At 62.7% G+C, this 26700-nt stretch carries 30 protein-coding genes and 4 pseudogenes; 20 read left to right on the top strand and 14 right to left on the bottom strand.

Annotation, left to right across the window (positions count from 1 at the left end; genetic code table 11):
• The first annotated feature begins 162 nt into the window (after nt 1-162).
• The 4 genes from rocF to AC0L27_RS19125 all read left to right on the top strand — a co-directional run bounded on the left by rocF (nt 163) and on the right by AC0L27_RS19125 (nt 3497).
• A complete protein-coding gene (gene rocF / locus AC0L27_RS19140; protein WP_275169769.1) occupies nt 163-1140 on the top strand; it encodes an arginase in 978 nt (325 codons plus the stop codon).
• A 157-nt stretch (nt 1141-1297) separates the two neighbouring features.
• Nucleotides 1298-2569 carry a sulfite dehydrogenase gene (gene soxC / locus AC0L27_RS19135; RefSeq protein WP_275169770.1) on the top strand — a complete coding sequence of 424 codons (1272 nt, stop codon included), beginning with the start codon at nt 1298-1300 and terminating at the stop codon, nt 2567-2569.
• Nucleotides 2556-3098 (top strand): c-type cytochrome, encoded by a 543-nt coding sequence (locus AC0L27_RS19130; RefSeq protein ID WP_473320009.1) that lies wholly within the window; start codon nt 2556-2558, stop codon nt 3096-3098. The genes soxC and AC0L27_RS19130 overlap by 14 nt, the downstream gene beginning before the upstream one ends.
• A 102-nt stretch (nt 3099-3200) precedes the next feature.
• A complete protein-coding gene (locus AC0L27_RS19125; protein ID WP_275169772.1) occupies nt 3201-3497 on the top strand; it encodes a hypothetical protein in 297 nt (98 codons plus the stop codon).
• A gap of 6 nt (nt 3498-3503) precedes the next feature.
• On the opposite strand, the gene AC0L27_RS19120 is transcribed toward AC0L27_RS19125, so the two are convergent.
• Nucleotides 3504-4718 carry a mandelate racemase/muconate lactonizing enzyme family protein gene (locus AC0L27_RS19120; protein WP_275169773.1) on the bottom strand — a complete coding sequence of 405 codons (1215 nt, stop codon included), beginning with the start codon at nt 4716-4718 and terminating at the stop codon, nt 3504-3506.
• 168 nt (nt 4719-4886) lie between these two features.
• Between AC0L27_RS19120 and AC0L27_RS19115 the strand changes: the two genes are divergently transcribed.
• Nucleotides 4887-5075: a hypothetical protein gene (locus AC0L27_RS19115; RefSeq protein WP_275169774.1), complete on the top strand. Its 189-nt coding sequence runs from the start codon at nt 4887-4889 to the stop codon at nt 5073-5075.
• 142 nt (nt 5076-5217) lie between these two features.
• Here the strand turns inward: AC0L27_RS19115 and AC0L27_RS19110 are convergent, their stop codons facing one another.
• Both AC0L27_RS19110 and AC0L27_RS19105 read right to left on the bottom strand, forming a co-directional pair.
• Nucleotides 5218-6504, bottom strand: a complete 1287-nt coding sequence (locus AC0L27_RS19110) for an NRAMP family divalent metal transporter (RefSeq protein WP_275169775.1) — start codon at nt 6502-6504, stop codon at nt 5218-5220.
• Nucleotides 6505-6776: 272 nt separating this feature from the next.
• On the bottom strand, nt 6777-6962 hold the full coding sequence (locus AC0L27_RS19105) for a hypothetical protein (protein ID WP_275169777.1): 186 nt from the start codon (nt 6960-6962) through the stop codon (nt 6777-6779).
• Between the two features lie 259 nt (nt 6963-7221).
• Here AC0L27_RS19105 and AC0L27_RS19100 point away from each other — a divergent pair, with 259 nt between their 5' ends.
• Together AC0L27_RS19100 and AC0L27_RS19095 are read left to right on the top strand one after the other, a co-directional pair.
• On the top strand, nt 7222-7464 hold the full coding sequence (locus AC0L27_RS19100) for a hypothetical protein (protein WP_473305206.1): 243 nt from the start codon (nt 7222-7224) through the stop codon (nt 7462-7464).
• A 475-nt stretch (nt 7465-7939) separates the two neighbouring features.
• On the top strand, nt 7940-8131 hold the full coding sequence (locus AC0L27_RS19095) for a hypothetical protein (protein ID WP_275169780.1): 192 nt from the start codon (nt 7940-7942) through the stop codon (nt 8129-8131).
• 108 nt (nt 8132-8239) lie between these two features.
• Here AC0L27_RS19095 and AC0L27_RS19090 read toward each other — a convergent pair.
• A pseudogene (locus AC0L27_RS19090) lies at nt 8240-8923 on the bottom strand (EAL domain-containing protein); the annotation flags it as partial.
• Nucleotides 8924-9557: 634 nt separating this feature from the next.
• On the opposite strand from AC0L27_RS19090, the gene AC0L27_RS19085 reads away from it, so the two are divergent.
• Entirely contained in the window at nt 9558-9806 is a 249-nt protein-coding gene (locus tag AC0L27_RS19085; RefSeq protein ID WP_473320007.1) for a hypothetical protein, read from the top strand.
• Between the two features lie 115 nt (nt 9807-9921).
• Here the strand turns inward: AC0L27_RS19085 and AC0L27_RS19080 are convergent, their stop codons facing one another.
• Entirely contained in the window at nt 9922-10479 is a 558-nt protein-coding gene (locus AC0L27_RS19080; protein WP_275169782.1) for a hypothetical protein, read from the bottom strand.
• A 330-nt stretch (nt 10480-10809) separates the two neighbouring features.
• Here AC0L27_RS19080 and AC0L27_RS19075 point away from each other — a divergent pair, with 330 nt between their 5' ends.
• Nucleotides 10810-11079, top strand: a complete 270-nt coding sequence (locus AC0L27_RS19075) for a DUF6894 family protein (protein WP_275169783.1) — start codon at nt 10810-10812, stop codon at nt 11077-11079.
• Here AC0L27_RS19075 and AC0L27_RS19070 read toward each other — a convergent pair.
• The 4 genes and pseudogenes from AC0L27_RS19070 to AC0L27_RS19055 form a co-directional block, all read right to left on the bottom strand.
• On the bottom strand, nt 11073-11279 hold the full coding sequence (locus tag AC0L27_RS19070; RefSeq protein ID WP_354057714.1) for a hypothetical protein: 207 nt from the start codon (nt 11277-11279) through the stop codon (nt 11073-11075). The two genes, AC0L27_RS19075 and AC0L27_RS19070, sit on opposite strands and share 7 nt — an antisense overlap.
• The gene (locus tag AC0L27_RS19065) at nt 11276-11476 is read right to left on the bottom strand and encodes a hypothetical protein (protein WP_354057716.1); all 201 of its coding nucleotides are present in this window, start codon (nt 11474-11476) and stop codon (nt 11276-11278) included. Before AC0L27_RS19065 ends, AC0L27_RS19070 begins: the two co-directional genes overlap by 4 nt.
• A 201-nt stretch (nt 11477-11677) precedes the next feature.
• A pseudogene (locus AC0L27_RS19060) lies at nt 11678-11929 on the bottom strand (type II toxin-antitoxin system HicB family antitoxin); the annotation flags it as partial.
• 5 nt (nt 11930-11934) lie between these two features.
• A pseudogene (locus AC0L27_RS19055) lies at nt 11935-12006 on the bottom strand (type II toxin-antitoxin system HicA family toxin); the annotation flags it as partial.
• Between the two features lie 58 nt (nt 12007-12064).
• Between AC0L27_RS19055 and AC0L27_RS19050 the strand changes: the two are divergent.
• Nucleotides 12065-12841, top strand: coding sequence for a DUF4261 domain-containing protein (locus AC0L27_RS19050; RefSeq protein WP_354210235.1), 777 nt, complete (start codon nt 12065-12067; stop codon nt 12839-12841).
• A gap of 6 nt (nt 12842-12847) precedes the next feature.
• Here AC0L27_RS19050 and AC0L27_RS19045 read toward each other — a convergent pair.
• From AC0L27_RS19045 to AC0L27_RS19030, 4 genes and pseudogenes are all read right to left on the bottom strand, one after another.
• Nucleotides 12848-13063, bottom strand: a pseudogene (locus tag AC0L27_RS19045) (SOS response-associated peptidase); the annotation flags it as partial.
• Between the two features lie 3 nt (nt 13064-13066).
• Nucleotides 13067-14617: an FAD-dependent monooxygenase gene (locus tag AC0L27_RS19040; RefSeq protein ID WP_354254739.1), complete on the bottom strand. Its 1551-nt coding sequence runs from the start codon at nt 14615-14617 to the stop codon at nt 13067-13069.
• Nucleotides 14618-14876: 259 nt separating this feature from the next.
• Nucleotides 14877-15221: a response regulator gene (locus tag AC0L27_RS19035; protein WP_473320006.1), complete on the bottom strand. Its 345-nt coding sequence runs from the start codon at nt 15219-15221 to the stop codon at nt 14877-14879.
• Between the two features lie 108 nt (nt 15222-15329).
• A complete protein-coding gene (locus AC0L27_RS19030; RefSeq protein ID WP_473320004.1) occupies nt 15330-15530 on the bottom strand; it encodes a hypothetical protein in 201 nt (66 codons plus the stop codon).
• Nucleotides 15531-16021: 491 nt separating this feature from the next.
• Between AC0L27_RS19030 and AC0L27_RS19025 the strand changes: the two genes are divergently transcribed.
• The 5 genes from AC0L27_RS19025 to AC0L27_RS19005 all read left to right on the top strand — a co-directional run bounded on the left by AC0L27_RS19025 (nt 16022) and on the right by AC0L27_RS19005 (nt 20299).
• Complete coding sequence (locus AC0L27_RS19025; RefSeq protein ID WP_354210231.1) at nt 16022-16321, top strand: hypothetical protein; 300 nt, start codon at nt 16022-16024, stop codon at nt 16319-16321.
• Between the two features lie 62 nt (nt 16322-16383).
• Entirely contained in the window at nt 16384-16812 is a 429-nt protein-coding gene (locus AC0L27_RS19020; protein ID WP_473320031.1) for a GNAT family N-acetyltransferase, read from the top strand.
• 237 nt (nt 16813-17049) lie between these two features.
• On the top strand, nt 17050-18318 hold the full coding sequence (locus AC0L27_RS19015; RefSeq protein WP_473320002.1) for a CaiB/BaiF CoA transferase family protein: 1269 nt from the start codon (nt 17050-17052) through the stop codon (nt 18316-18318).
• A gap of 187 nt (nt 18319-18505) precedes the next feature.
• A complete protein-coding gene (locus AC0L27_RS19010; protein ID WP_473320001.1) occupies nt 18506-19735 on the top strand; it encodes an acyl-CoA dehydrogenase family protein in 1230 nt (409 codons plus the stop codon).
• Nucleotides 19736-19744: 9 nt separating this feature from the next.
• Complete coding sequence (locus AC0L27_RS19005; protein WP_275169795.1) at nt 19745-20299, top strand: flavin reductase family protein; 555 nt, start codon at nt 19745-19747, stop codon at nt 20297-20299.
• A gap of 16 nt (nt 20300-20315) precedes the next feature.
• Here AC0L27_RS19005 and AC0L27_RS19000 read toward each other — a convergent pair whose 3' ends face one another.
• Nucleotides 20316-21287 (bottom strand): NAD(P)-dependent oxidoreductase, encoded by a 972-nt coding sequence (locus AC0L27_RS19000; RefSeq protein WP_473319999.1) that lies wholly within the window; start codon nt 21285-21287, stop codon nt 20316-20318.
• Between the two features lie 121 nt (nt 21288-21408).
• On the opposite strand from AC0L27_RS19000, the gene AC0L27_RS18995 reads away from it, so the two are divergent.
• From AC0L27_RS18995 to AC0L27_RS18975, 5 genes are all read left to right on the top strand, one after another.
• Nucleotides 21409-22392 (top strand): ABC transporter substrate-binding protein, encoded by a 984-nt coding sequence (locus tag AC0L27_RS18995; protein ID WP_473319997.1) that lies wholly within the window; start codon nt 21409-21411, stop codon nt 22390-22392.
• 78 nt (nt 22393-22470) lie between these two features.
• Entirely contained in the window at nt 22471-24165 is a 1695-nt protein-coding gene (gene ilvD / locus AC0L27_RS18990) for a dihydroxy-acid dehydratase (RefSeq protein WP_473319996.1), read from the top strand.
• Between the two features lie 123 nt (nt 24166-24288).
• Nucleotides 24289-25134 carry an ABC transporter ATP-binding protein gene (locus AC0L27_RS18985; RefSeq protein ID WP_354057747.1) on the top strand — a complete coding sequence of 282 codons (846 nt, stop codon included), beginning with the start codon at nt 24289-24291 and terminating at the stop codon, nt 25132-25134.
• The gene (locus tag AC0L27_RS18980; protein ID WP_473319995.1) at nt 25131-25916 is read left to right on the top strand and encodes an ABC transporter permease; all 786 of its coding nucleotides are present in this window, start codon (nt 25131-25133) and stop codon (nt 25914-25916) included. The genes AC0L27_RS18985 and AC0L27_RS18980 overlap by 4 nt, the downstream gene beginning before the upstream one ends.
• Nucleotides 25913-26680, top strand: coding sequence for an ABC transporter permease (locus AC0L27_RS18975; RefSeq protein ID WP_473319993.1), 768 nt, complete (start codon nt 25913-25915; stop codon nt 26678-26680). Before AC0L27_RS18980 ends, AC0L27_RS18975 begins: the two co-directional genes overlap by 4 nt.
• Nucleotides 26681-26700 lie beyond the last annotated feature (20 nt).

Below are 26700 nucleotides of genomic sequence, written 5' to 3'. Positions count from 1 at the left end.
CAGGCGCCGTGGTCTTTACGGCGGGTACCGGCCTTGGATGAGCAATTCGGCGCGCGGGCTTTTGTTCCGAGAGGATGCGCCCCTGCGCGGACCTTCCCCGTGAAACGACGGATGCGAATCTCTGTTAGGCTGGCTCAAGCTTGCTGATCTCAGGAGACAGCTGTGACCGATCGAACCACGACGGATCGAGCCCGGCGCATCGCCTTGCTCGGCGCTCCCATCGACATGGGGGCTTCGCAGCGCGGTACCCTGATGGGTCCTGCGGCGCTCCGCACCGCCGGCCTTGCGACACTGCTCGAGAGCCTAGATTTCGAGGTCGTCGATTACGGCGATCTCTCCGTGGCCGAGCTCCGGGACCTCGCAGACGTGCCTCCCGACAAAGCCAATCACTACCGCGAAATCCAGCGCTGGACGCGCGTGCTGAGCCATAGAGGCTACGAGATCGCGAAAACCGGCGCGCTGCCGATTTTCCTCGGTGGCGATCACACGCTGTCGATGGGATCGGTGAATGCCATGGCCCGTCACTGGCAGGAGCGCGGACGCGAGCTGTTCGTGCTCTGGCTCGATGCCCATGCCGACTACAACACGCCGGAAACGACGATCACCGCCAACATGCACGGCATGTCGGCGGCATTCCTGTGCGGCGAACCTGGCCTCGACGGATTGCTCGGCGATGATCCGCGCGCCTCGATCGATCCTGACAGGCTCGACCTGTTCGGCGCGCGCTCAATCGACAAGCTCGAAAAGGAGTTGATGCGCACGCGCCGGATCAGGGTTGTCGACATGCGCCAGATCGACGAGTTCGGCGTCGCCGTACTGATCCGCCGCGTCATCGAGCGCGTCAGGGCCAGCAACGGCGTACTGCATGTCAGCTTCGACGTCGATTTTCTCGACCCCTGCGTCGCACCCGGCGTGGGCACGACGGTGCCGGGCGGAGCGACCTATCGTGAGGCGCATCTGATCATGGAGCTTTTGCACGATTCCGGCGTGGTCGGATCAGTCGACATCGTCGAGCTCAATCCTTTTCTTGACGAGCGTGGCCGCACCGCACGCACCGCGGTCGAACTGATCGGCAGCCTGTTCGGCCAGCAGATCGCCGACCGGCCGACCCCGAGCAATGCGATCGCGCCGGGCGAGTGACCGACGAGCCGTTTGTGCATTGCGAAGAGAATTGCCGTCGCGGCCGCCAATTTAGATCAGTCGCGGTCGAAATCGCTCATTTTTGAAACAGCTGCGAATTGCAAATGCTCGTCGCTGAATGTTTCATGCGGGTCGCGCTTCAGCCGAGGACCCGCAAATGAGCAGCACGTTTGATGCCGACGACAAATCGGCCGACACGACCCGCCGTCACTTTCTGCGCGCCAGCGCGGCGGCTGCGGGTGGCACTGTCCTGGGCGCCGGCGCATCGGCTGCCGCCGGGACCGACAACCTTCCACCCAACATTCCCGAATGGATGAAGGCGCCGGGCGAGCCGACGGGGGGCCAGCTCTATGGCGCGCCATCGCCGTTCGAGAAGAGAGTCGTCAAGAACATCTCGACGACTCTCAAGCAGTACATCTCGGCCTCGAGCCGGACGCCGTTGCAGGAGCTCGATGGCATCATCACCCCGAACGGCCTGTTTTACGAGCGTCATCATGGCGGCGTTCCGACCATCGATCCGGTCCAGCACCGGTTGATGCTGCACGGACTGGTCGAGCGCCCGCTGATCTTCACAATGGATGATCTCAGGCGTTTCCCGTCGCAATCGCGCGTCCACTTTCTCGAATGCTCCGGCAACCCCGGCTACAGCAAGCCTTATGGCAAGACAGCGTCCGACCTCGTAGGTCTGGTGAGTTGTGCAGAATGGACCGGGGTCAGCCTCAAGCTGGTGCTGCAGGAGGCCGGGCTGAAGCCAGAAGCCAAATGGGTCGTCGCCGAGGGTGCCGACGCGGCTGCGCTGACGCGCAGCATCCCGATCGAGAAATGCCTCGAGGACGCCATGCTGGTCTACAGCCAGAACGGGGAGCGGCTGCGTCCACAGCAGGGCTATCCGCTGCGGCTATTGCTGCCGGGCTTCGAGGGCAACATGAGTGTGAAGTGGCTGCGGCGCCTGCATGTAACTGCGGAGCCGGTTTATTCGCGCGAGGAGACCTCGAAATACACCGACCTGCTGCCGGATGGCACCGCGCGTGAATTTTCGTTCTACATGGAGGCGAAGTCGATCATCACGCGGCCCTCTGGCGGCCAGCGTCTGGGCGCGCCCGGCTTCCACGAGATCACGGGCATCGCCTGGAGCGGGCATGGCAAGATCGCGCGCGTCGAAGTGTCCGTCGACGAGGGAAAGAGTTGGCAAACCGCGCAATTGCAGGAGCCGGTGCTGACGCGTGCGTTGACACGCTTTCGCTTGCCCTGGCAGTGGGACGGCAAGCCTGCCGTGATCCAGAGCCGCGCCATCGACGAGACCGGCTATGTGCAGCCGACGCTCTCCGAGTTGCTCGCGGTGCGCGGCGAGAACTATTTCTACCACAACAACGCGATCTGGCCTTGGCGCATCGCGGCCGACGGCGAGGTGACCAATGCGCTGGCGTGAGACTTGCGGCATTGCTATCGTCATCGTGCTGTGTGCGTTCGCGAGCGGAGCGCAAGCACAAAGCCTGTACGGCATCGGACGCCCCGCGACGGCTGCGGAGATCGCGGGCTGGAATATCGACGTCGGAGGCGACGGCAGCAATCTGCCGAAGGGAAGTGGCTCGGTCAGCCATGGGCGCGAGGTGTTCGCCCAGCAATGCGCATCATGCCATGGCGACAAGGGCGAGGGCGGGCTCGGTGACCGGCTCGTCGGTGGGCAGGGCACGATCGCAACGCCAAAGCCGATCCGCACGGTCGGCAGCTATTGGCCGTATGCGCCGACGCTGTTCGACTACATCCGCCGCGCGATGCCGCAGAACGCGCCGCAATCGTTGAGCGATGAGGAGGTTTATGCGGTGTCCGCGTACATCCTGAACCTGAATGGACTGGTAGGAGGGGATGCGACGCTCGATGCCAAATCGCTTGCAGCGGTCAAAATGCCGAACCGCCACCGGTTCGTGGGCGATGCGCGGCCGGATGTGAAACACTGACCCCTTGTACCGTCAGGTTCCACGCATTGGCTGGGAACTTCCCCTGGGCCAGGAGCGGAACTCGCGGGACCGAATTGAATTAACCTGCGATAGGAAAAACGTATGGGTCCTTCGATGGCAATGGATCGCTTCGCAAATTCCATGTCTTCGGCGCTTCGCCATCCCGGCGTGATCGCGTTGATTGTGGCCGCGGTGACGATCGCCGCGATGCTCGTCGTCGATCATGGGCCATGGAATCGCGCCAAGACGCAGCCTGCTCACGTTGCGATGTATGCAACCACGGGAGAAGCTGCGCGCGCCGTAGGTGCCAAGATTCTCCCGACCGAACCGAAATCACCGATCGAGCCGGCGCGGCCGGGGCCAAAGACGTCCCCGACCGTCAATCCGGTAACGCCGTGAGACGCTTTAATTCTTGCGACCGTAGTTGAGGAGCCCGCCGGTGGTCTTCGGCGGATGCGCGCGAAGGGCTTCTTCGTTTGGCTCGGTGCCCCAGCCGGGCCGGTCCGGAATGAGCAGATGGCCGTTCTGAATTTCGGGCTCATGCGTGAACAGCGCGCCGTCCCACGCCAGGCGATCGATGTCGATCTCCATGATGCGCAGGTTCGGCACAGCGGCGCAAAAATGCGCGTTCATCATCGAGCAGAGATGACCGTAGAAATTATGCGGCGCAACGTTGACTTCGAACGCTTCCGCAGCGGCTGCGATCTTCATCGACTGCCAAACGCCGTTCCAGGGCGTGTCGATGATCGCGACGTCCATAGCCTGCTCGCGAAAATAGGGCAGGAATTCCCGCAAGCCCAATAGCGTCTCGCAGGACGAGATCGGGTGCGGGCTTTGCCTGCGGATGTAACCGAGCGCTTCCGGATTGAAACTGTCGATCTCGATCCAGAACATGTCGAGGTCCGCGATGGTGCGCAGGATCTCCAAATAGCCCTCGGTCTTGGCGTTGAAGTTGCAGTCAAGCAGGATGTCGACGTCGGGGCCTGCACCGTCCCGGATCGCTTCCAGATGCATGCGCAAGTCGCGCAGGATTTTGCGATCGACGTTGATCTCGGGGGCGAAGGGCGAGCCGAAGCCCGGCCGCCAGCCGGTCGGCTTGCCGTCATCGTAGGAGAAGATGTTGGTCTTGAGCGCGGTGAACTTCTTCTCGCGCACCTCGCGTCCCATCGCCTTGACATCGTCGAGGTTCTCGATCGGCGGCTTGTACCAGGACGGATGATTGATCCGCCACGTTGCGCAATGCGACCAATAGACCCTGACACGGTCGCGGATCTTGCCACCGAGCAGTTCATAGCAGGGCACACCGAGACACTTCGCCTTGGCATCGAGCAGCGCATTCTCGATCGCGCCGAGCGCCTGCGCCACCACGCCGCCGGCGGCGGGACGTGTGGCCGCGAACAGTTCGGCGTAGATGCGCTCGTGCCGGAAAACGTTCTGCCCGACGACGCGGGCAGACAGGCGCTGGATCGCAGCGCCGACGCCGGGCGAGCCGAAGCCTTCGTCGAACTCGCTCCAGCCGACGATGCCGTCTTCGGTCGTCAGCTTGACGAAGTGGTAGTTTCTCCAACCGGCATCGCAGGCGAGAATTTCGAGACTTGTTGCTTTTGATGATTTGCTCATGTCGCTCCCTGTTGCCCGGCTGGGCTTTTTCTTGGCCGGCCCGCAAGCCCGGCTCCAGCCACAATTGTTAGGCTAACGACCCTGCGCAGTGAAGTCCGGCGAGGTGCGCAGGCAAGCCCGTTCCGGCCGTTCTAGCGGAAAACTCCGTGGAATCTGGTGGGGACAGCCATGATCTTTCCCGGCATCGTCGTGAAAAGGGACCATGCTGTGACGTTTTTGGCCGCAATCGGGATCGACCCTCCGGCCATGAAATTTCTGGCTGTGATTTCGATCCTGGCGCTGCTCACGATGGGTGGCGCCGCCATTTCCGATCAGTTTCTGACGGCCGATCAGCACGCCGCGCACGGGGTGGAATAGCGCGGCGGGCGGAGACGTTTTTGTCTTGGGGGAGACAGCGATGCTTTCGATCGACCAGTTCTTGCGCTTCATCAGCGTGCCGGCCGTGTTCGCGGCCCTCATCATCGCCTCGCAGATCTCGGCGGCCCTGTCGCAAAGTTAGTCAGCCGATCGCGGACGAGCCGAGCAGAGCGAGCACGGCCAGCGCCATCAGCGCGGTGCCGAGCCAGCCCAGCGCGATGAGCCATGAGCGGCCCTTGAAGCGGCCCATGATCGCCTTGCTCGAGACGATCAGCATCATCATGGCCATGATCGGAACGGCGACGATGCCGTTGAGCACCGCGCTCCAGACCAGCATGTGGATCGAGTCGATGCCGGTGAACCCGAGACCGAAACCGATCGCGGTCGCCGCGGCGATGATGGTGTAGAAGCCGACCGCCTCGTCGGGCTTCGCTTCCAGCGTCGCGCGCCAGCCGAAGATCTCCGCCACGCCGTAGGCGGCCGAGCCCGCCAGCACCGGGATGGCGAGCAGGCCGGTGCCGATGATGCCGGTGGCGAACAGGGCGAAGGTGAAGTCGCCGGCGAGCGGCCGCAGCGCTTCGGCTGCCTCGGTCGCCGAGTTGATGTTGGTGACGCCATTCGCGTGCAGCACCGACGCGGTGGTGAGGATGATGAAGAAGGCGATGCCGTTGGAGAGCAGCATGCCGGAGAGGGTGTCGGCCCGGATGCGCGCCAGCTCCGGACTGCCGCCGCGCTTCAGTTCGCGCAGCGGCTTGTCGCGCTTGCCCTGGTTCATCTCCTCGACCTCCTGCGAGGCCTGCCAGAAGAACAGATACGGGCTGATCGTGGTGCCGAGCACGGCGACCACCATCATGAAATAGTCGGCGCTGACATTCGTCTGCGGCCACACCGCCGCGAGCAGCGCCGTGCTCCACGGGATCTTGACGGTGAAGGCGGTCGCGACATAGGCGAACAGCGCCAAGGTGAGAAATTTCAGCACCGGCGAATAGCGCCGATAGGGCAGGAACACCTGCAGCAGCGTCGAGCCCGCCGCGAAGATCAGCGCGTGCTCGTGGTTGAGGCCGCCGATCACCAGCGAGAGCGCCTCCGCCATCGCGGCGATGTCGGCGGCGATGTTGAAGGTGTTGGCGGCGACGAGCATGCCGACGAGCGACAGCACCGCCCAGCGCGGCGCGATCTGCATGACGTTGGCGGCCAGCCCCTTGCCGGTGACGCGGCCGATCCGGGCGCTGACGAGCTGGATCGCGATCATGAACGGCGTGGTCAGAAACACCGTCCAGAGCAGTCCATAACCGAATTGCGCGCCGGCCTGCGAATAGGTGGCGATGCCGGACGGATCGTCGTCGGCCGCCCCGGTGACGAGACCCGGCCCCAGCCTCTGCAACAGTGTCGGCGCGGATTTCGTGGGGGTGAGGGCACTGTCGGTCATGGCGGGAGGGACCTCGGTCGGGGCGCGTCCTTCACAAATGCTAAGGAGGGAACAAGGTTCCCGGACCACGCGTAACGCGCTCCTCGCTCGTTTCTGATAAAGCGAATCTTCGTTTGACCCGTCGGGCAAAACACCTGTATAAGTACATCATCGAAGAATACGCTGTCCGCTTTTGCGCGCATCCCGAGTGCAACCGGGCGGCCGTCGCGCAGTTCGCAACCCGCGCACGGACACCGGCGAGACGCTTGTCTCCTGAGCGAGTGCCGTCGGAACTATTTGATGCTGACGAACATGCCCCAGGCGCCGGCCAGCGCGGCGCCGGCAAAGACGATCAGCGGGTTATCGCAGAACGCACTTCCATAGGTGCACATGGTGACGCCGAACGAGCCGATCTCGTGATGGCTCGCGGAGTAGAACAGTCCCGACAGCACCAGCAACGCGGCGGCGACGACATACATCGACGGTCTCTCCGAGCTATCCCCGTTGCCTCCGTCGCAAGGGACATGTTCCAGCATGGCGCAAACCCATTGCATCCTGCCGAATCCGCCCTGCTGCATTTGAACTAAAGTCGATCTTTCCCGCGAGATGCTGTCGTTGTCAGCTGCAGTTCGTGCGCAATCTCGACGTGTGATCGGAACCGGACCATCTGCGCGGAACTCCTGGACGTGCTCTTCATTAAGGAACAAGAACAGTTGGACCAACTGAGGGGAGTGGCCCATGGGAGCCGAGCGGATGCACCCTCCGCGGTACTGGCGGATGCGGGCGGAAGAATTCCGCACCAAGGCGGACAATTGCGAATATCCCGAGACGCGGGACGTGCTGCGCAAGGTGGCGCAAAATTACGACGAACTGGCCCGCCGCGCCGCGCGCATCTGCACACTCGAGAGCCTGGACGAATTGCGGGGGGGGGGGACCCGCCAACAGCAAGCCGGTTTGATCGTTCAGGACAAACCCGCTTGATCGTTCAGGATGAAGCCGATAATCGGCGCGCGCGATCATGGGGCGTCTAGGCCCTCTCTTCCATTCGAAGCGCCACCCGGGTGATTGGAACGAATGTGCACTTTGGCACTTAGGAACTCAGTCCTCCAACGAGGAATGAGATGAGCAGCGAACAGCAAGCAGGCCCGGCAACGAGGCCGGATCATTACAAGCCAAGGCCGGCTTGCCCGAAATGCGAGAGGGACACGCGCTGCCTGACGTCGATCTTCGATGTGAGGCGCGATTGCTCGATCCTGATCTATCGGTGCGATTCGTGCCGCGAGGAAGTCTGGATCTGAGCGAGCACTGTCGCAGGCCCCGGTCCATCCGCGGGAGGCCCGCTGCAGATCGCGCTGCAGATCGCGCCGCAGATCTCATGGCAATGTCGGATAGGAACTTCGCCTGCTTCGCGCGCTTGTCGCCTGCATCGACCACGCAGGCGAGACCGCTTCCGACCATGCAATCACGCTACCCGTTGTTGAAGAAGTGGACAGCGGAAGAGCACGAGCGGCTGAAGGCGCTGGCCGAAGCCGGCTGGCGGCCGGACGAGATCGCCGGCGAGCTTGGTCGCAGCGAAGCGGCGGTGAGGGTGCGCGCCTGGCAGCACGGCATCGCGCTGCGCCTCGTCACGCAGAAGCGCAGATCCTGAAAAAGCAACTTGCGGCTTTCGTCAGCCGGCGACGGCGACATCCATCTGCTGAAATCCGCGGACCTGCGGCAGCGACATGAACCCCGGTTTTGCGAAATAGTAACCCTAGAACAGCGCGATGCCGGCGGCCCGCAAGGAAGTGAGCTCGGCCTCGCTCTCGACGCCTTCGGCCAGCACGGTGATGTCGAGCTCGCGCGCGATCGCGGCCACCGCGGAAACGATCACCTGCTTGGGGTGGCTAAGCTGGATGTCTCTCACCAGCTCCATGTCGATCTTGATCAGGTTCGGCTGCAACCGGGCCAGCAGGCTGAGGCCGGCATAGCCCGCGCCGAAATCGTCCAGTGCGGTCCAGAACCCGAATGCCTTGTAGGTGCGGACGATGTTTTCGATATGCGCGGGATCGGCGATCCGCTCGTTCTCGGTGAACTCGAACATCAAATTCGATGTCGGAAAGCTCGCGCGGCGCGCGGCCTCCAGCGATTTCTGGATGCAAGCGCGCGGCTCGTACACCGCATTCGGCAGGAAGTTGATCGAGAGCCGCGCCTCGGGGTCGTCGAACAGCGCGCCTGCGGTTTCGATCGCCAGCACGCGTGCGGCCTGGTCGAAGCGGTAGAGCTGATTGGGGGTGAGCTGGCTGAGGACGCTGTGCGCGCTTTCGCCGTTCGGACCGCGCACCAGGGCCTCATAGCCCCAGATGCGGTGTTCGACGACGTTGACGATCGGCTGAAACGCCATCTTGAACTGGAACGGGAGCTCGGTCCCGTCGGCACATCCCGCACACTTCACAGCCATCACGCGAACCCCACGCCCTCTCAAACGCCGCGGGAAAAATTAGGTCGCAGGCGTTAAAGAACAGCGAAAAGCAATAGAAACCTATTCCGCTGTGCCGCGTTTGCGCGCATGGCAAACCGAGATACCAGGCTGCGGCCGATGTGTGCCGCGTGCAACAAGCCCATGACATTCATCGATGCGGTCAGCTCACCCGAGGGGGCGATTGCCATCTTTCGGTGCTCCGGCTGCAACAAGCTGTCCTGGGAGAAACCCAGCCGAGACCAGAACCAGGCGCGCTCGGGTTGAATTTGCGCGGGCGGAGAAACGGCCCCAGCCCGGGGGGCGAGCTGAGGCCGTTGGGAGGTGTCGGTCGTGCATCCGGACCGACGCTCGAATAACTTCTTCATCCCAAAAGCAGTTCCTAATTTGCTGGCCCGCCATGGCGCGCCCCGACGAAACACGCCTGAAACAGTGCTGAAACCAGATTGTCTCGAACGCCCCGCCGGCTGTGCCAGACCAACCTAGCGAAAAGGAGATCATCATGATCCAGGTTGGTTCGAAGGAAGAAGTTGCGTTTTTGCTGGCGCTGTTCGGCACCCACACCCAGCCGGTCAAGCGGCCGGCGAAATCGCGGCAGGCGTGAGGCGCTGATCCCATGCCAAGTTTGGCCGAATGCCAGAGCCTCTTGCGGCTTCTGATCGCAAGGGGTGACCCGAAGGCCATCCCGCTCGCAAAGGGCGCCATCGATCAATATCTGAACACGGCCCCGGCCTGCATGCGCGGCCGCGGCCTGCGCGTGCTCCAGCGCGATGCGCTCGACCAGCATGGGACCGCGGTCGGTGTCCAGCGCTCGTTCGCCGAAACGGTGGATGCCTATATCGTCGGGAAGCTTGCGGAGGAGTGAGGGTGCGCCGAATGTCGGTGCGCCCTTGTCGCTTTCACCCCCGAAACACGAACGCGGCAGGCGATGCTGCCGCGTTCGATTTGTCATCGTATCCAGCGCGCGGGCTTCCGCGCGATTACTGGGTCGGCGGCAGCACGGCCTGCGTGGTCTGCTGCGGCAGGTTGGTGTAGGTCGCACTTTCCTTGGTGCAGATATCCCTGAACACCACGACACCGGCCTGAGGATATTCCTTCACGAGGCAGTTGCAGTTGTTGTTGACCACCGGGGCGGGCGCAGCCGCCGCGACCGGTGCCGCAACCACGGCGGGGCGCTGCACGACGACCGTCTTTTCCACCACCTGCGGCGTCGGAACGTACACCGGCCTGTTCACGACAACCGGATACTGCACCGGCCGGACCACGACCTGCGGCGGGATATAGACCGGCGGCGCGGGCCGCGGATAGACATTGACCTGGGGCATCGGCCGGGGGCCGGGATAGACGACCGGGCGCTGGCCGCCGTTGCCGCCATAGCCGTTGAAATGGGGACCGAATTGAGGGTGGGCCTGCGGCGTGTTGCCATACTGTCCATTCTGGCCCCAGCCGGCCTGCGCCGAGCTGCTCGCAACGCCTGCCGCAACACTGGCCAACACGATCGCTGCCGCCATCTTCGTGATCATCAAGGTCTTCGTCATGGTCCACCTGTCTGGTTGTTTGTTTTGTTCCAAGCCGTCGTCGTGGGATGAGTGATAGGCCGACCTGGCGCGCGCTTCCGTGATGCCGCGCACACAGCGGGCGAAATCCTCCTTCGATGGAATGAGACATGACGGGCGAGACGCGGCGGCCGGCGCTTGTTCGCCGATGGGATTCGAGGCTGGCACCGGGCGCACACAGGCCTAGGGCAGGCGCAGCACCGCCAAAACGGAAAAGTAGAGTTCCCGGAACCTATTGATTCCAACAGTTTTTTTCGAGCCGCTCGAAACCCTTTGGCCGTTTCGGACCTATACCGGCAAAGGATACTGCGAATGCCCCGATATTATTTCGACCTGCGCGACGACACCGGTGTAGCGCTCGACGAGGAAGGGCTGGAGCTGGCCAGCTCGCGCGCCGTTCAGGCGGAGGCCGCCAAGTCGGTCGCGGACATGGCGCGCGATGCCATCCTCTCCGCGCCTGCTGCGGGCGGCAGGCAGACCATGGCGATCGACGTTCGCGATGCCCAAGGTCCCGTGATGCAGGTCAAGTTCTCGTTCGCGTTCGAGACCTTCAGGACGCCCGCGACATCACGCGATCATTGACGCGTGAGGAATTCCGGCGGCGATGACTCGGGCTCGAGCACGGCGATCTTGCGGCCGAGCTGCCAGACCTCGACCTTGCCGCGCCGCGTGAACTGCTGCGCGAAGGTGAGGGCGTTCGCATCGGAGGCGGCCTCGAACGCTTCGGCGGAGTGGAAGACGCCGTTGTCGCCAACGAGGTAGGCGCGATATTGTAGGGTCATGACGGTGCCCTCAGCCCTGGCGAATGCAGCCAGGCGTCGATGTGCATGGCGGTCTCGTCCTGCCGCGCCTTGCGCAGCAGCATTTCGCGGCGGCGCCCCGGCGCGAGCGTGCGCGCTTCCTCGCGAAGCCGCGCGGCCTCCTCGGCGAGCCGTTCGGTGAGTGTCGTGGTCTGCTTGAAACGTCGGCGCTTCTGCATGGCATGTCCATCGTGCGAGCAGGCGGGAGCGCGACCCCGGCGTTGTCGTTGCCGATCGATGCCGAGTGAGGCGCGGTGATGGATCAAGCCTAGGCCGCCGGTTTCGAACCGTCTTTGTCATTTGCTAGTTTGTTGAGAAGAATCTTTCGGGCGTGCCGGTGGCCGGTTTGCGGAATTTACTCATTTTGCGGTGCGGGGGATTTCAATGTTCACTTGGATGGCAACGCCGGTACGGTTGTTCCGATCTGACATGACCTCTTCGAGGGCAGAGGGTTCGGGGATGGCTTCGGCATCCTCTGCCATACCCTCGATATCAAGGCCCAAGGCCTCTTCCGCCATATGACGAGCATCATCCAGGGTGGTGCCGGCAGTAACAACGCCGGGGAAATCCGGAAATGAAACGCCGAAATGGCTATCGGCATCCTTATGGATAAGACCAATATAATTACGCATGGCTCTTACCTTAGTTTCAGGCCGGACTGCTTCTCAATGCTCTTCAGGGTCCCAACAGGAATATCCCGTTCAGGATGACGATGCTACATCTTCCTTTCCGCGCGTCGGGCTCGCCGCATTTCTGCGGGGCGGTCGATGAGTAACTCGATTCTCTCTCTGGTCTTATTGGACAATCCTGTGACGCCGGACATGTCGGCGGTTGCCAAGGCCCTTCGCGCGCGACATCCGGAGCTGGCAACTGACCTTGCGGAGAACGGAGACACGCAACCGCCTCAGGCAAACTCGCCGCTCATTCGCTGTGGCAACGAGTTTGTTGCCGTCATGTCGATGCCGGCGCCCATTCCTGACGATCCCGGCTTGTGGTCGCGCGCCTCCACGACATGGCCGCAGGCTAAGACGGTCGCGGCGCGGCACCGTGGGCATCTGATCGTCTCGGTGCTTGGTCAAAACCAGCGGCCGCTGCCCGCCGCTCGTCTGACAACTGCTGTCATCGGCGCATTGATCGCGACGGTGCCGGAATGTTGCGCTGTTGTATGGAATGGCAAGGTCGCACGTTCCGCCGATCTATGGTTGGACATGTCCAGCCAATCGTTTGCGCCGTATCCGGACTATCCTTCCTCGCTGTGGGTGGACATATTACCGTTCCGATCAAAGACAGGCATCGGAGCAGTAACGATGGGGCTGTCAGCATTTGCTGAGCGTGAAATCGAGTTCGAGACCCAAAAGCTGACACTCCCAACGCTGATCAACAAGGTGGACGGTCTTGCCGTCTATCTGGTTGAGCACGGGCTTGTGGTCAAAGACGGCGATACATTTGGTCGCGATTCGCGCGAGCGCTTCTCGGCTCGTTACAAGGACTCCGATCGATTTGAAGGCTTGCCCGTTCTTTTCTGTACCGATGGTTCGGCATAATCAGCGTTAGCCCGGCTCGCCCGAACATAGGACTGTAGCAGCGGTGAATACATCTTCCTTCTCGATGCCGCGCGCAACAATCTTCAAGCTTTCGTCCGGCAGCGGCCGTTGCAGTGCCTTGGCTTCATCCCACGGCGCCCTCAGCCAAACCTCTCGCTCTGCCGCTGTGGTCAGGATCACCGGCATTGCCTTTGGATGTATCGGCTCCACGACAGCATTCGGAAACTAGTCTGAAGCCGGTCCGAACCACCTCGTCATCGCGTCCGCCAGTCCGTGTTGGCTCTCGTCTCCCACCCACGCCACATGCCCGTCGGGGCGTACCAGCACGGCTTTGGGCGCAGCGACCTGTCCAATGGACGGGAGCTCCCATGCACCGTGATAGTCCGCTTCGACGAGATCGATGCGATCTGCCCAGGGCGTCATGTCGATGTTGCCGGCCTTGCCAAAATCGAGCAGCAAGCCGCGCGCGCCGTGCAGCAGCGTGAACAGTCGCAGCGGACGCCCGTCGACCGTTAGATCGAGATCGGGCATGCGGCGCCCGAGCAGCGCGTGTCCTTGGCCGAGATCGTAGTGCACGTCGAGCCCGCTCATCATCGCGCCAAAACGTTGGCGCGGCGCGTCCATCGCGAGCAGTTCGGAGACGATTTCGCGCGCGGCCTTGAGGCCGTCCTCGCCGCGGCGGAGCAGGGCGATTTGCGCCATGGTGTTGCGCAAGGTCCGCGCGCCGACGGGATGTCGCTCGGCGTGGTAGGTGTCGAGCAGGGTTTCGGGCGACAGGCCCTTGACCACTCGCGCGAGCTTCCAGCCGAGATTGACGGCGTCCTGCACGCCAATGTTGAGGCCTTGTCCGCCGACGGAGTGATGGATATGCGCGGCATCGCCGGCGAGCAACACGCGACCGCTGCGATAGGACCCCGCCTGCCGTGCCGCATCGGTGAAGCGGGAGATCCAAGACGGGTTGTGGAGGCCGAAGTCGGTGCCGTAAACGGCGACGAGGGCGTCGCTGAGATCGCGAGGGCCGGGCGCGCCGGTGCGATCGAGGGTCGCTTCCGTCACGACCACCAGCACGCGCCCGCTCTCGGTCTTGCTGAGGCCGTGAAAGCCGAGCGCGTCGTGGCGCAGGCCCCATGCCGGCTCGTCGCGCATCTCGACTTCGGCCATGAGGTTGCTCAGCGTCGGATCTGTGCCCGCGAAATCGACGCCCGCGGCCTTGCGCACCAGGCTGCGGCCACCGTCGCAGCCGACCAGATAGTTTGCGCGCAAGGTCTCGCCGCCGGAGAGCGTCACGTCGATGCCGGTCTCGTCCTGCGCGAAACCCGTCACCTCGCGGCTTCGATAGATCGGCACCGCGAGCTCGCTGACCCAGTCGGCCAGGATGCGCTCAATGTGGCTCTGCCGCAGTGCCAGCCCGTAAGCGTGCCGGGTGGGGAGGTCGCTGATGTCGAGCCTGGTCCAGGCGAAGCCCGCGAGCTGGGTGATCTGCCCTTCACGCATGAAACGATCCGCGACGCCGCGCTGGTCGAGGATTTCGATGCTGCGTGCGTGCAAGCCGCCGGCGCGCGTACCGACCAGTTCCTGATGGGCGCGCCGTTCGACCACGGCGACGTCGACATGCGCGAGCGCGAGCTCCGCGGCCAGCATCAAGCCGGTCGGGCCGCCGCCGGCGATCACCACGGCATGGTCTTGTGCGTGATCTTTTGCGTGATCTTGCGCGTGGCGGGCGCCGGCCGCTTTGGCGTGACCGCGCGTCCGGGACGTCGGAAGCAGTACAGGCATGGGATGACCGCTCGGGTTTGGATGGTGTTCGGGTCGAGGGTTCTACGGCAGGGTCGGGGGCTTGAAGCAAGCCCGTTGCACACCACATATCTGATTGGGAGAGGCAATCCTTTGTCCGCGTTCGCCGCGTTGACACGTCGGGCAAAACACCGGCATGATGCCATCATCGAAAAGAGTTTGGTTCAACCCGCGCGGAGGCGATCCGCCGCGGGTTTTGTTTTGGGTTCTTGCGCTTTCCGACGTTTTGGGCTTGCGGCCTTCAGCAGATGCCGGTGGTCCGCTGCATGGTGCTGGCGAGTTCCTCGAACGAGAACGGCTTTCTGATCATGGGAAGGCCGTCGCGCCGGGGCTCACGTCCCGACAATTGCAGGATCTTCAGTTCCGGGCGGCGTCGTCTGGCCAACTCTGCCAGTTCATGACCGTCCATCCCAGGCATGTTGATGTCGGTGATGAGGATGGAAATGTTCTGGTTCTGCCTGAGCCGGTCGAGCGCATCCGGGCCGCTCCGGGCGCTGATGACTTCGCAACCGAGATCTTCCAGCATGTCGACGATGACGTCGAGCACGCCGGGATCGTCGTCAACAACCAGTACGGTATGGCTCATCGCACAATGTTCCTCCTGAAGGAACGAACGCGCCCGCCTTGGCGTAAGTTCCGGCACGGCGTGGTCGAATGAGCGATGTTTTACGCGTCGCGCCGCTCGCGAAGCAGCCTAATCGTCCTTCGACAAATCGCCGGGCCTGGTGGGAAGGTCGATGGTGCCGCCCTCGCCATGCACGAGATCGCGGTCGCTGTCCTCCGTAACGCCGGCGTCTTCAACGATGGTCTCTTGCGTGTCGCGGTCCTTGTCGATACGCGGCTTTCGTAATGGAAGATTTCGCGATGTGTTTTGTGACTTCGTCTTGAGCGTCATCTGCCGGCTCTCCTGATCGCCTAACGCAGCCTGCGCGAATTCGTTCGTTTGACACGTCGGGCAAAACACCGGCATAATGCCATCATCGAAACGAGTTTGGTTGACCCGCGCGGAAAGCATCCGCCGCGGGTTTTTTCGTCTCGATGTCGAGAGCGACTGTGGTCGCGCATCCGGTCAAACCTGGAGCGCCGATCGGGGCGCCGCCGTCCGTACCATTGCTGGCCCTGCGCCGAAGCGAGCCGGCCCGCGGCGCCGGGCTCTTCGCTCGCGCCGCTGCGGTCTCCGGGAGCGGAGATCGGCACTGGTGGAGCGAGACAAAATGACGGGCTATTGCGTCGCGCTCTACCTGGCAAGCTTCCTGGTCTGGGCCGGGTCCTCGGCTTTGGTTCCGCGGACGCTCTCGCTGGATTTGCGGCGATCACAGCCAATCTCTTGTCTCCTTGTACTTCGCCAAGGGCGGCTTTTGAGAATGTTGCGGGGATCATCCAGCGGTGAAGATGCCAGATGACGAAATCAGGGCGATCGTTGCCGAGACGCTGGCCGAGCAACACAGGCTTCAGCAGGCGAATATCGATGCCATCGTATTGAGGACGGTGGCATCGGTGCTGGCGTCTTTCGGAATCGAAGACGACGACCGAAAGGAGCTGAGGGCTGATCTTCAGCACTTGCGCCGATGGCGAACGAGCGTGGAGCAGGCGCAGAGCTACACGCTCAAGGCCGTGATTACGGTGATCGCCACCGGCCTGATGGGTGTGGTCGGGCTAAGCGTCAAGGTCGTGCTCGGCAAGTGAGCCTTAGCCGCGACGACATTGCTGCATTCCACTCCCGTCGTCCTTCGCCAATGGACCGTCTCATGTACAGAATTCGCTTTTTCGATGCATCCGATGACGACATCGCCGACACATTGGCCGATCGGCATCAGTCGACGTTGTTCGATGCGGCTGCCTTGCCACAATTCGAGTTAGGGGCGTGGTGGCTTGCCTACCACGGCGGTGAGCCGGTAGCATTCGCAGGTGTCGTGCCGTCAACGCACATTCGAAATGGCGGCTATTTCTACAGGGTCGGTGTGTTGCAGCGGCACTGGGGACGTGACCTCCAGTGCAGGCTGATGCGGGTGATCGAGGCGAGAGGACGGCGTATTGGATGGGACAGCATCGTCTCGGATACGACGGACAATCCGGTGTCTGCCAATAATTTCATCCGGGCGGGCTATCGGCTCTTCGAACCCCTTGTGCCCTGGGCTTGGGCGCACACGCTTTACTGGCGAAAGCGGCTTCGCTGAGCGAATGGTGCCAGGTTTCCCGTGGTGCGGAACGCGATTCCCGCAACGGAAAATGGTTCGCGCGAGATGGAGCGCAACACGGAACGTCCAAGGGCCCGGCAGCTTGACAGCTGCCGGTCCCTTTTTGCGTATTGAAGCGATGCGGGCGAAGGACTTGCGAAGTCAGCGGTGCCGGGCTTTAAGTTTGCTCCTGCGGGAAATTCGGCAACCATAAGCCGATGTAAGGGAGCGCCGTCGATGCCCACCAAGCCTCAATTGCCGGAACGTTCGTCGCGGGCGACGGGCGCGCCTACCGCGCTCGATGGTCTGCTGGTCGTCGATTTCACGCGTGTGGTTGCTGGCCCGGCCTGTACGCAGACGCTTGCTGATTTCGGCGCGCACGTCATCAAGATCGAAAATCCAGACGGGGGCGATGACACGCGTGCGTATGAACACGCCGAGATCGGCGGAGAGAGTGCTGCCTATCTTAGCCTGAATCGCAACAAGCGCGGCATCGCGCTCGACCTTACCGTGCCGGAGGCTCGTGAGATCGCGCTGGATTTGATTCGCAAGGCCGACGTGGTCGTCGAGAACTTTTCCAGCGGGGTCATGAAGAAATTTGGCCTGGACTATGAAACTGTTGCGCCGCTCAATCCGCGGCTGGTCTATTGCTCGATCTCCGCCTACGGGCGCACCGGACCATTTGCCTCGCGTCCCGGTTTTGATCCGATCACGCAGGCGGAAAGCGGCTTCATGTCGCTCAACGGATTTGCCGATGGCCCTGCGGTTCGCACCGGCCCGCCCATCGTGGACATGGCGACGGGGATGTCTGCCTGCAACGCCATCCTGATGGCGCTGTTGGCGCGGGATCGGCTCGGTCGCGGTCAGCATGTCGAGGTCGCCCTGTTCGACGTCGCGATGGGCATGACCGGCTTCTATGGCATGGCTTATCTGATCAACGGCGAGAACCCTGGGCGGTTCGGCAATTCGCCGAGCGGGTCTCCCACCGTCGGCGTCTACGAGGCCTCCGATGGGCCGCTCTACATCGCGTGTGCCAATGACCGGCTCTATCGCAGATTGGTCGTCGAGGTGCTGAACAGGCCTGATCTCATCACCGATCCGCAGTTTGCAACGCGCAAAGCCCGCTCCGAGCACAAGGAGCTCTTGCGAGCGGCCATCGCGGAGGTCTTTGCGAGCGACATCCTCGAGAACTGGATGGCCAAGATGAAGCTGGCCAATATCCCGGTCGGTTATCTCCGGACTGTCGAGGAGGGATTCAATGCACCGGAGGCGCGAGAGCGCCATCGCTTGAACCGGATTCCGCATCGTACGGCAGAGTGGGTCCCGAACATCGAGCCGCCGATCACCATGAGCTTGACCGGCCCGATTGATCCTGTGGCTGCTCCGTTGCTGGGCGAGCACACGGAGCAGGTCTTGCGTGATACGCTCGGTTACGACGAGCGCCGGATGTCGCAGTTCACCCAAAAGGGCGTGTTCGGCTCGGGCAAACCCTCGACGTCGGTCTGAGCGAGGGGTCGATTCCTGCAGGCAAGGCCTCGCGGGGCTTGCGGATCACAGCTTGGCGATGCCACCTTCGCGGCATCGCATCCTTCCCGGGCAGCCCGGGTTCAGGGCGACCATACCCGGACAGCGCTGCCTCGGCTTGATTTGGCAAGGGTCTCGCCGCATAAATGCGTGAAAGCGAGGGATACGAATGGCGCCTGGTCAACAGCCGAGCGTGGGCCGACCCGCGGGGGCGCAATTCGATGAACCTGCCCATGCGGCAATGGTCGCAAGGGCCCGAGCCCTTCTGCCGCGGCTGCGAGAGCGGGCGGCGCGAACGGAAGAGTTGCGGCATCTGCCGCCGGAAACCGAGGAGGATCTGCACGACGCCGGCCTGTTCCGGATGCTTCAGCCGAAGCGCATTGGCGGCGCAGAACTCGATTATGTCGCCTTGATCGATTGCGCGGACCTGCTCGGTCAAGCAGACGCCTCGGTGGCATGGAATCTGGCCAATCTGGCGAGCCATCACTGGATGCTCGGCATGTTCGAGCCGACGGCGCAGGATCTGGTCTGGAGTCGTGATCCGGACGCGCTGATCGCGTCCTCGTTCATTTTTCCCGCCGGACGTGCCACGAGAGTCGAGGGCGGATACCGGCTCCATGGCAGCTGGCCGTTCTCCTCGGGCGTCGCCTCTTGCGCATGGAACATGCTTGCAAGCGTGGTCTACTCCGACGATGAGGCAGACGGCATCGAGTATCGAATATTTCTGCTGCCGAAAGCCGACTACAAAGTCCTCGACACCTGGAATGTCGCGGGGCTGCGCGGGACGGGGTCTTGCGACGTGGAGGTCAGGGACGCTTTCGTGCCCGACGACATGACGGTCGCGGTCGGCGATCTTGACGGTGGGCCGACTCCGGGAAGCAAGCTCAATCCCAACCCGCTGTATGCGCTCCCGGTGTTCTCGCTGTTTCCCTACGTCCTCTCAGGCGTCGCGCTGGGAAACGCGCAGGCGTGTCTCGACGATTATGCGGAGGTCGTCCGTCATCGTATTTCCACCTACAACCACGCCAGGCTGAGCGATTTTCAAAGCACCCAGATCAAGATAGCCGAGGCCTCGGCGAAGATCGACGCGGCACGCCTGATCATGCGCTCGGCCTGTCTGAATGCCATGGAGGATGCAAGGCAGGGTCATATCCCCGATATGGCGACCAAGACCAGATATCGGCGCGACGGCGCCTTTTCAGTAAACTTCTGCACGGATGCGGTGTCGATGCTGTTTGCCGCGAGCGGAGCACGGGGCCTGTTCACTACGGGCGCGTTGCAGCGGCAATTCCGCGATGCGCACGCGATCAATTCGCATCTCGCGTTTAATTTCGATGCAGCCGGGACCAATTATGGACGCGTGGCGCTGGGCCTGCCGTCCGAGAATCTCACGCTGTGAGGCCGGCCGATGAATGATCTGCCGAAGCAGCCTGCCGTTCCCGATCCGGCCAACGAGTTCGCGAGCGACAATTCAGCGATCGATCCCCGCGATTTTCGCAGCGCGCTTGGCACCTACGCCACAGGGGTGACGATCATCACAGCCGCTGCTCCTGACGGCAAGCCCTATGGCCTGACGTGCAATTCGTTCGCCTCGGTTTCGCTGAATCCTCCGCTGGTTCTTTGGAGCCTGGTCGTCTATTCCTCTAGTCTAACCATCTTCCAGAACGCCAGTCATTTCACGGTCAACGTTCTTGGTGTTTCGCAACAGGCGCTTGCGAGCAAATTCGCCAAATCGTCTGATGACAAGTTCACCGGTGTCGACTGGACGCCGGGCCTCGGCAACGCGCCGGTGCTCGCTGAGAGCGTCGCCAATTTTCAATGCCGCTCGGTCAATCGCTATTACGGCGGCGACCACGTGATCTTTCTCGGTGCGGTCGAGGCCTATACTTACAATGCGAAGGAACCGCTGCTCTTCGCGCGGGGTGCGTTTGGCCGATTTCTCGCCGACGATGAGCGCAAGTAGTCACTCGACGTGTGCTTCAGCTTGCGGTCGTCGGTTCAGCGCGCCCTGCCGAAAGCTTGTAGATTTCGAGCGCATCCGCGTCCGCGCCGCGCGCGGCTTTGGCGAGCCTGAAAAGTTGTCCTGCGAGAGAGGCCATGGGCACCGGCGTCGATGTCGTCTGTGCGACATCGGCGACCGTATCGAGGTCCTTGAGCATTGTAGCGATGTGACCAAGCGGCGGTGAGTGAATACCCTGGACCATCCGCGGCACGAACAGCTGCAACGGAATGGAGTCCGCGAAGCCGCCGGCGAGTGCTTCGGGCAACCGGTTGGCATCGATTCCGGCGTTCACGGCAAGGCGAGTTGCCTCCGCAAGAACAGCCATCGCGCATCCGACGATCACCTGGTTGCATAGCTTTGTGATCTGGCCGGCGCCGGTCGGGCCCATGTGGGTGAGCCTGCGTGCCATAGCCAGCACGTAGGGGCGGACCCGCTCGATATCGCTGGATTTTCCGCCGGCCATGATGGCAAGCGTGCCTTCCTCGGCGCCCTTGGTACCACCGGAGACCGGCGCATCGATCCAGCCCGCGCCGTTCGCGGCTAACAATCGTGTTGCAAGGTCCCGTGCGGCATCAGGATGGATCGACGAGAAGTCGACCACGAGCTTGCCCGCGCCGGGCGCAGTTGAGATGCCCTCGGCCCCGAAGATCACCTCTTCCACGGCAGCCGCATCCGTCACGCACATGAAGACGACGTCCGAGCTCTCCATCAAGTCACGGGGGGTGGCTGCGCGCCCGGCACCAGCCTCGACAAGCGCGGCCATCTTCCCTTCCGAACGGTTCCAGACAGTGACCTGATGGCCGGCCTTGAGCAGCCGCCGGGTCATCGGTGTCCCCATCAATCCAAGGCCGATATAGCCGAGCCGCTCGACGCCTTGCGGGTTTGTCTTTCTCCCCTCAGCCATAGATTGTCTCCATCTGTCGCTCCGCGACGCTGCACTACCATACATGGCGTATTCCACGACGAAAGCGCCCGGCCTGCATGGCTTGCTTGATTGTTTGAACCATGAAACATTTGGCGCGGTCGGGTTGGATGGCGCCGGTCGGCGCCTGGGCAGCGGAGTGGGCACGATGCGAACCGTTTCGAAGTGGATCCTGGCTTTGGGGGCGGCAGCGGCCGTGAGCGCGAGCGCAGGCTCGTCATGGGCGCAGCAGACAATTCGCGTCGGCTGGACGATTCCGGCCGAGGAATCCAAATACTGGATGATGCGCCGGCCGGCTGAGTTTCCCAATATCGGCAAGGCCTACAATATCGAATGGACCCAGTTTCAGGGCACCGCTCCGATGACGCAAGCGTTGGCGGCCGGCGCGCTGGATTGCGCGACCCAGGCGCCGCTGTCGCTCGCCAACGGAGTGGTTGGCGGCAACCTCAAGGCCTACATCGTGGCGCAGCATGTCTTCGAAAAGGCCGGCGGTTTCTCGGTCTACTGGGCTGTCATGGACGACTCCCCGATCAAGACGATCGCCGGTCTCAAAGGCAAGACGGTCGGGATCTCCGTGATAGGCGGCGGCACCCAGGGCCCGTTCAATCTGTTGCTGAAGCAGAATGGCATCGATCCGGCCAAGGACATCAAGCTGGTCGAGGTCGGCTTTGCCGTCTCCGAGGATGCGTTGCGGCAGGGCCGCGTCGATGCGGTGAACATGAACCAGCCGTTTGCCGCGCGCGCGGAGGCAAAGGGCGGCACGCGCAAACTGTTCTCGCTGTCGCAGGCGATGCCCAACATCGTGCACATCCTGGAAGCCTGCCGTGCCGATTTCGTCGACAAGAACCCGGAACTGGTCAAGGCTTACGTGCGTGACATTACCTCTGGCATGAAGAAAGCGCTGGCCAACCGCGAAGAGACGTTGAAGGTCGTCAACGAGGTCCTGAAGGCACCTATTCCGGTTCTCGAGACTTATCTGCTCAAGGACAATGATTTCGGCCGCGATCCGGGCGCGGCACCGAATTTCCCCGCGATCCAGAAGATGCTGGACATCTACGCCGAGACAGGGATGCTGCCAAAATTGGATGTCGCGCAATTCAAGCATTCGACGATCGTCGCTCCGCTGCAATAGGCGATCGGACGAATGAACCGAGCGGGAAGGATGCGGCGTCCAGGATGATCCGGGACGTTGCATGAAGAAGATGCACGTATGAAGAAGCTCCGATCTCGGATCACGACGGATGGTCTCGACCGGGCTCCGCACCGCGCGTTCATGCGCGCCATGGGGCTCGACGACGCTGCGATTGCCAAGCCGATGGTCGGCGTCGTCAGCATGAAGGGCGAACAGACGCCCTGCAACATGACGCACGACTTTCAGGTCGCAGCGGCCAAGACCGGAATCGAAGAGGCCGGCGGCACGCCGCGCGAGTTTTCGACCGTATCGGTTTCCGACGGTATCAGCATGAATCACGAAGGGATGAAGTTCTCCCTGTTTTCGCGGGAGCTGATTGCCGACTCGATCGAAGCCGTCGTTCATGGTCTCGCCTACGATGCACTGATCGGATACGGCGGATGCGACAAGACGCTTCCCGGCGTGATGATGGGCATGGTCCGGTGTAACGTGCCGGCCATTTTCATCTATGGCGGCAGTTCGCTACCGGGCCGCGTAGACGGGCGGACCCTGACCGTGCTCGACTCCTATGAGGCTGTCGGCAGCTTCATGACGGGAGAGATCGACGGCGCCACGCTTGAACGGATCGAGCGAGCCTGCCTGCCGACAATCGGCGCGTGCGCCGGGCAGTTCACCGCGAACACGATGGGGATGGTCTCGGAGGCGATGGGCCTCACCATTCCCAACGTGTCGATGGTGCCGGGTGTCTATGCCGAGCGCGCGCAGCTATCCAGGCGGGCGGGGCGCCTCATCATGGAGATGCTGGAGCGCGGCGGGCCTTTGCCGCGCGACATCGTGACGCGGAAATCCCTGGAAAACGGTGCGGCAATCGTGGCTGCCACGGGCGGTTCGACCAATGCTGCCCTGCATCTGCCGGCGATCGCGAACGAGGCCGGGATCGCATTCACGATCGATGATGTCGGCGAGGTTTTTGCCAGGACGCCCTTGATCGGAAACCTGCGGCCGGGAGGCAAATATACGGCAAAGGATGTCTACGATATCGGCGGCGCCGCCGTGGTGATCCGGGAGCTGATCCAGAGCGGGCATATTGATGGCAGCTGCTTGTCTGTCACAGGCCGTACACTTGCCGAAGAATATGGCGCCGCCAATGCACCTGACGGAGAGGTCGTTTATGCGGCTCGCGCGCCGATCATGCCAGATGGCGGCGTCGCGGTGCTGAAGGGAAACCTCTGTCCCGACGGCGCGGTCATCAAGGTCGCGGGCCTGAAGAGCCAGTTCTTTGAAGGCGTGGCGCGCGTTTTCGAAGACGAGGAGGCCTGCGTCGCGGCGGTTCGTGATCGCACCTATCAGGCGGGCGAGGTTCTCGTGATCCGCAACGAGGGGCCGGTGGGCGGCCCCGGCATGCGCGAGATGCTCGGCGTCACCGCGCTGATCTATGGACAGGGCATGGGCGAGAAGGTCGCCCTGATCACGGATGGACGGTTCTCCGGCGCTACGCGCGGAATGTGCATCGGCTATGTGTCTCCCGAGGCATTTGTTGGCGGTCCGCTGGCGCTGGTTCGCGATGGCGACAGGATCCGGATTGATGCCGCAAATCGGCGGATGGATATGCTGGTCGACGAGCAGGAGCTCACTGCTCGCCGCCAGGATTGGAAGCCGCGTCCGCCTCGTCACCGCGCAGGCGCGCTGGCGAAATATGCGCGATTGGTTGGGCAGGCACCGGGCGGGGCCGTGACGCATGAGGGGCCCGCAGAATGGCCCTGGTTCGGATGACGCGGCGCACTTGCCCGAAAACAGCCCGTGGTCTGGCAAGTTTCTTGCTAAGCTGGTGCCGCTGACGGAGGGCATTCAGCGAGACTGTTGCGCAGGGTTCGCGCGCGAACGAAGTGAGACGGGATGAAGGTAGTGCCTTCGAGATCGAGCGAATGGGTGAGACCGGTGACGCCGCAAAAACCGGCTTCTGCAATCATCGAGATCGAGAGCGTCTCGCAGGTATTTCAGACCTCGGCGCGGAAGGATCATGTGGCGCTGTCGGACATCTCGCTGGCGATCGACGAGGGAGCCTTCGTCTCCATCCTTGGTCCGTCCGGCTGCGGCAAGTCGACATTGCTTTACGTCGTCGGCGGCTTTGTCAGCCCGACCAGCGGCTCAGCGAAGATCAGGGGACGGACGATCACGGGACCAGGGCCGGATCGCGGTCCGGTGTTCCAGGAGTTCGCGTTGTTTCCGTGGAAGACCGTGCTGGGCAATGTGATGTATGGCCCTCGCCAGCAGGGCGTGCGCACCACCGAGGCGGAAGCACAGAGCCGGGCCTTGATCGAGATGGTCGGGCTCAAGGGCTACGAGAATTTCTATCCCAAGGAGCTGTCCGGCGGCATGAAGCAGCGCGTGGCACTGGCTCGAACGTTGGCTTACCATCCTGAGGTTCTGTTGATGGACGAGCCGTTCGGCGCGCTCGATGCTCACACGCGAACGCGCCTGCAGAACGATCTGTTGAATATCTGGGAGCGTGATCGCAAGACGGTGTTGTTCGTCACGCATTCGGTGGACGAAGCGGTTTTCCTGTCAGACAAGGTCGTGATGATGTCGAAGTCTCCCGGCCGCATCCGCGAGGTCATCGACATCGATCTGCCGCGGCCGCGCCGACGCAGCGAGCTGCTGCTCGACCCTCGCTACCAGAAATACGTTGTCGATATCGAGCGGATGTTCGACGAGACCGACCCTGTCGGGTCTCCGTCATGATATCGCCCGCCGTCTTGGCGAGACGTGCTGCCCCGGTGCTTGCCTGCATCGGATTGCTGGCGATGTGGCAGGCGGCGTCCCTCGTGTTGAAGAATGATAGCTTTCCAACGGCGATCGAGGCGATCCGTGCAATCCCGGACATTCTTGGCGACAAGGAATCGTTGATCAACATCCTGGCCTCGCTCCGCCGCATGGCGATCGGATTTGGCATAGCGGTATCGGTTTCGATCCCGCTCGGCCTGTTGATGGGCCGCAGCCGGGCCGTCGCGGCCTTCTTCAATCCGCTCCTGATGGTGATCTACCCGGTCCCGAAGGCAGCCTTGATGCCGATCATCATGCTGTGGCTGGGCGTCGGCGACGTCACGAAGACGCTGGTGATCTTTCTCGGCGTCAGCCTGCCCGTAATCTATCACAGCTTCGAAGGCGCCAAGGCGGTGGAGGAGAAGATGCTGTGGTCGGGCGCGGCGATGGGGCTTTCGCCTGCGCAACGGCTGGTCCGGATCGTACTGCCGGCGGCGCTTCCGGAAATTCTGACCGGGTGCCGCACTGGACTCGTGCTGGCGCTGATCACGATGATTACCAGCGAGATGATCGCCCGTCAGTCCGGCGCCGGCAACATCCTGTTCAACGCACTCGACATGGGCCAATACGATACCGTCTTTGCGATGATCATCATCGTCGGCGCGATGGGAATCTGCCTCGATGCGATCTTCGAGCGGGTCCGCGCAAGGCTGGTGCGCTGGTCCGAACCGCAGTTCGACATGCCGCTGAGCTTCTCATGATGCCACAGCTTCGCTCCACCAGCATCATCCTCGGGCTCGCGCCGATCGTGCTGGTGATCGCTCTGTGGCAAGGCCTTGTATCATTTGGCTTCGCGCCTGCAGTGTTGCTGCCGCCGCCGGGATACGTCTTCGTTCGGTTGCTTCAGCAACTCTTGACGTGGACGTTCCAGCAGGAGATTGCGGCGACCCTGTTCCGGTTGTTTGCCGGCTTCGCGATTGCGGTCGTGCTCGGTGTAAGCATCGGCATCGCCGCCGCCGCCAGTCCGGCTATCAACGCGGTGGTTCGGCCGATCGTTCGCGTACTCGCGCCCTTGCCTAAGGTCGCGCTCTATCCAGCATTGCTGCTGCTGCTTGGCTTCGGGCATGGATCGAAGATCACGCTGGTGGCGGCGGATGCACTCTTTCCCATTCTGTTGTCTACCTATTACGGCGCGTCGACGGTGGAGCAGAAACTGATCTGGTCGGCCATGGCAGCGGGAACGCCGCGATATGAGATCCTGTTCAAGGTGGTGCTGCCGGCGGCGATGCCGTCGATCCTGACCGGTTGCCGGATCGGCCTTGTCATTTCCTGCATCGTGGTGTTTCTGGCGGAGATGATCACGTCGAGCGACGGGCTCGGACATGTCCTCGTCACGGCGGCCCGGACTTTTCAGGCCGTCGATATGTTCGTTCCGCTGATCACGATCTCGCTGCTGGGCCTGATCCTGAATGGCCTGCTCGGGGCAGTGCGCGCGTACCTGCTGCGGGGGTTCCCCGAAGCATGAACTGACGAAGAAGAAACAGG

The sequence above is a fragment of the Bradyrhizobium sp. Ken51 genome, assembly GCF_055807435.1.
The sequence above is the reverse complement of the archived record's forward strand: the minus strand, read 5'-3'. Positions and strand labels throughout refer to the sequence as shown.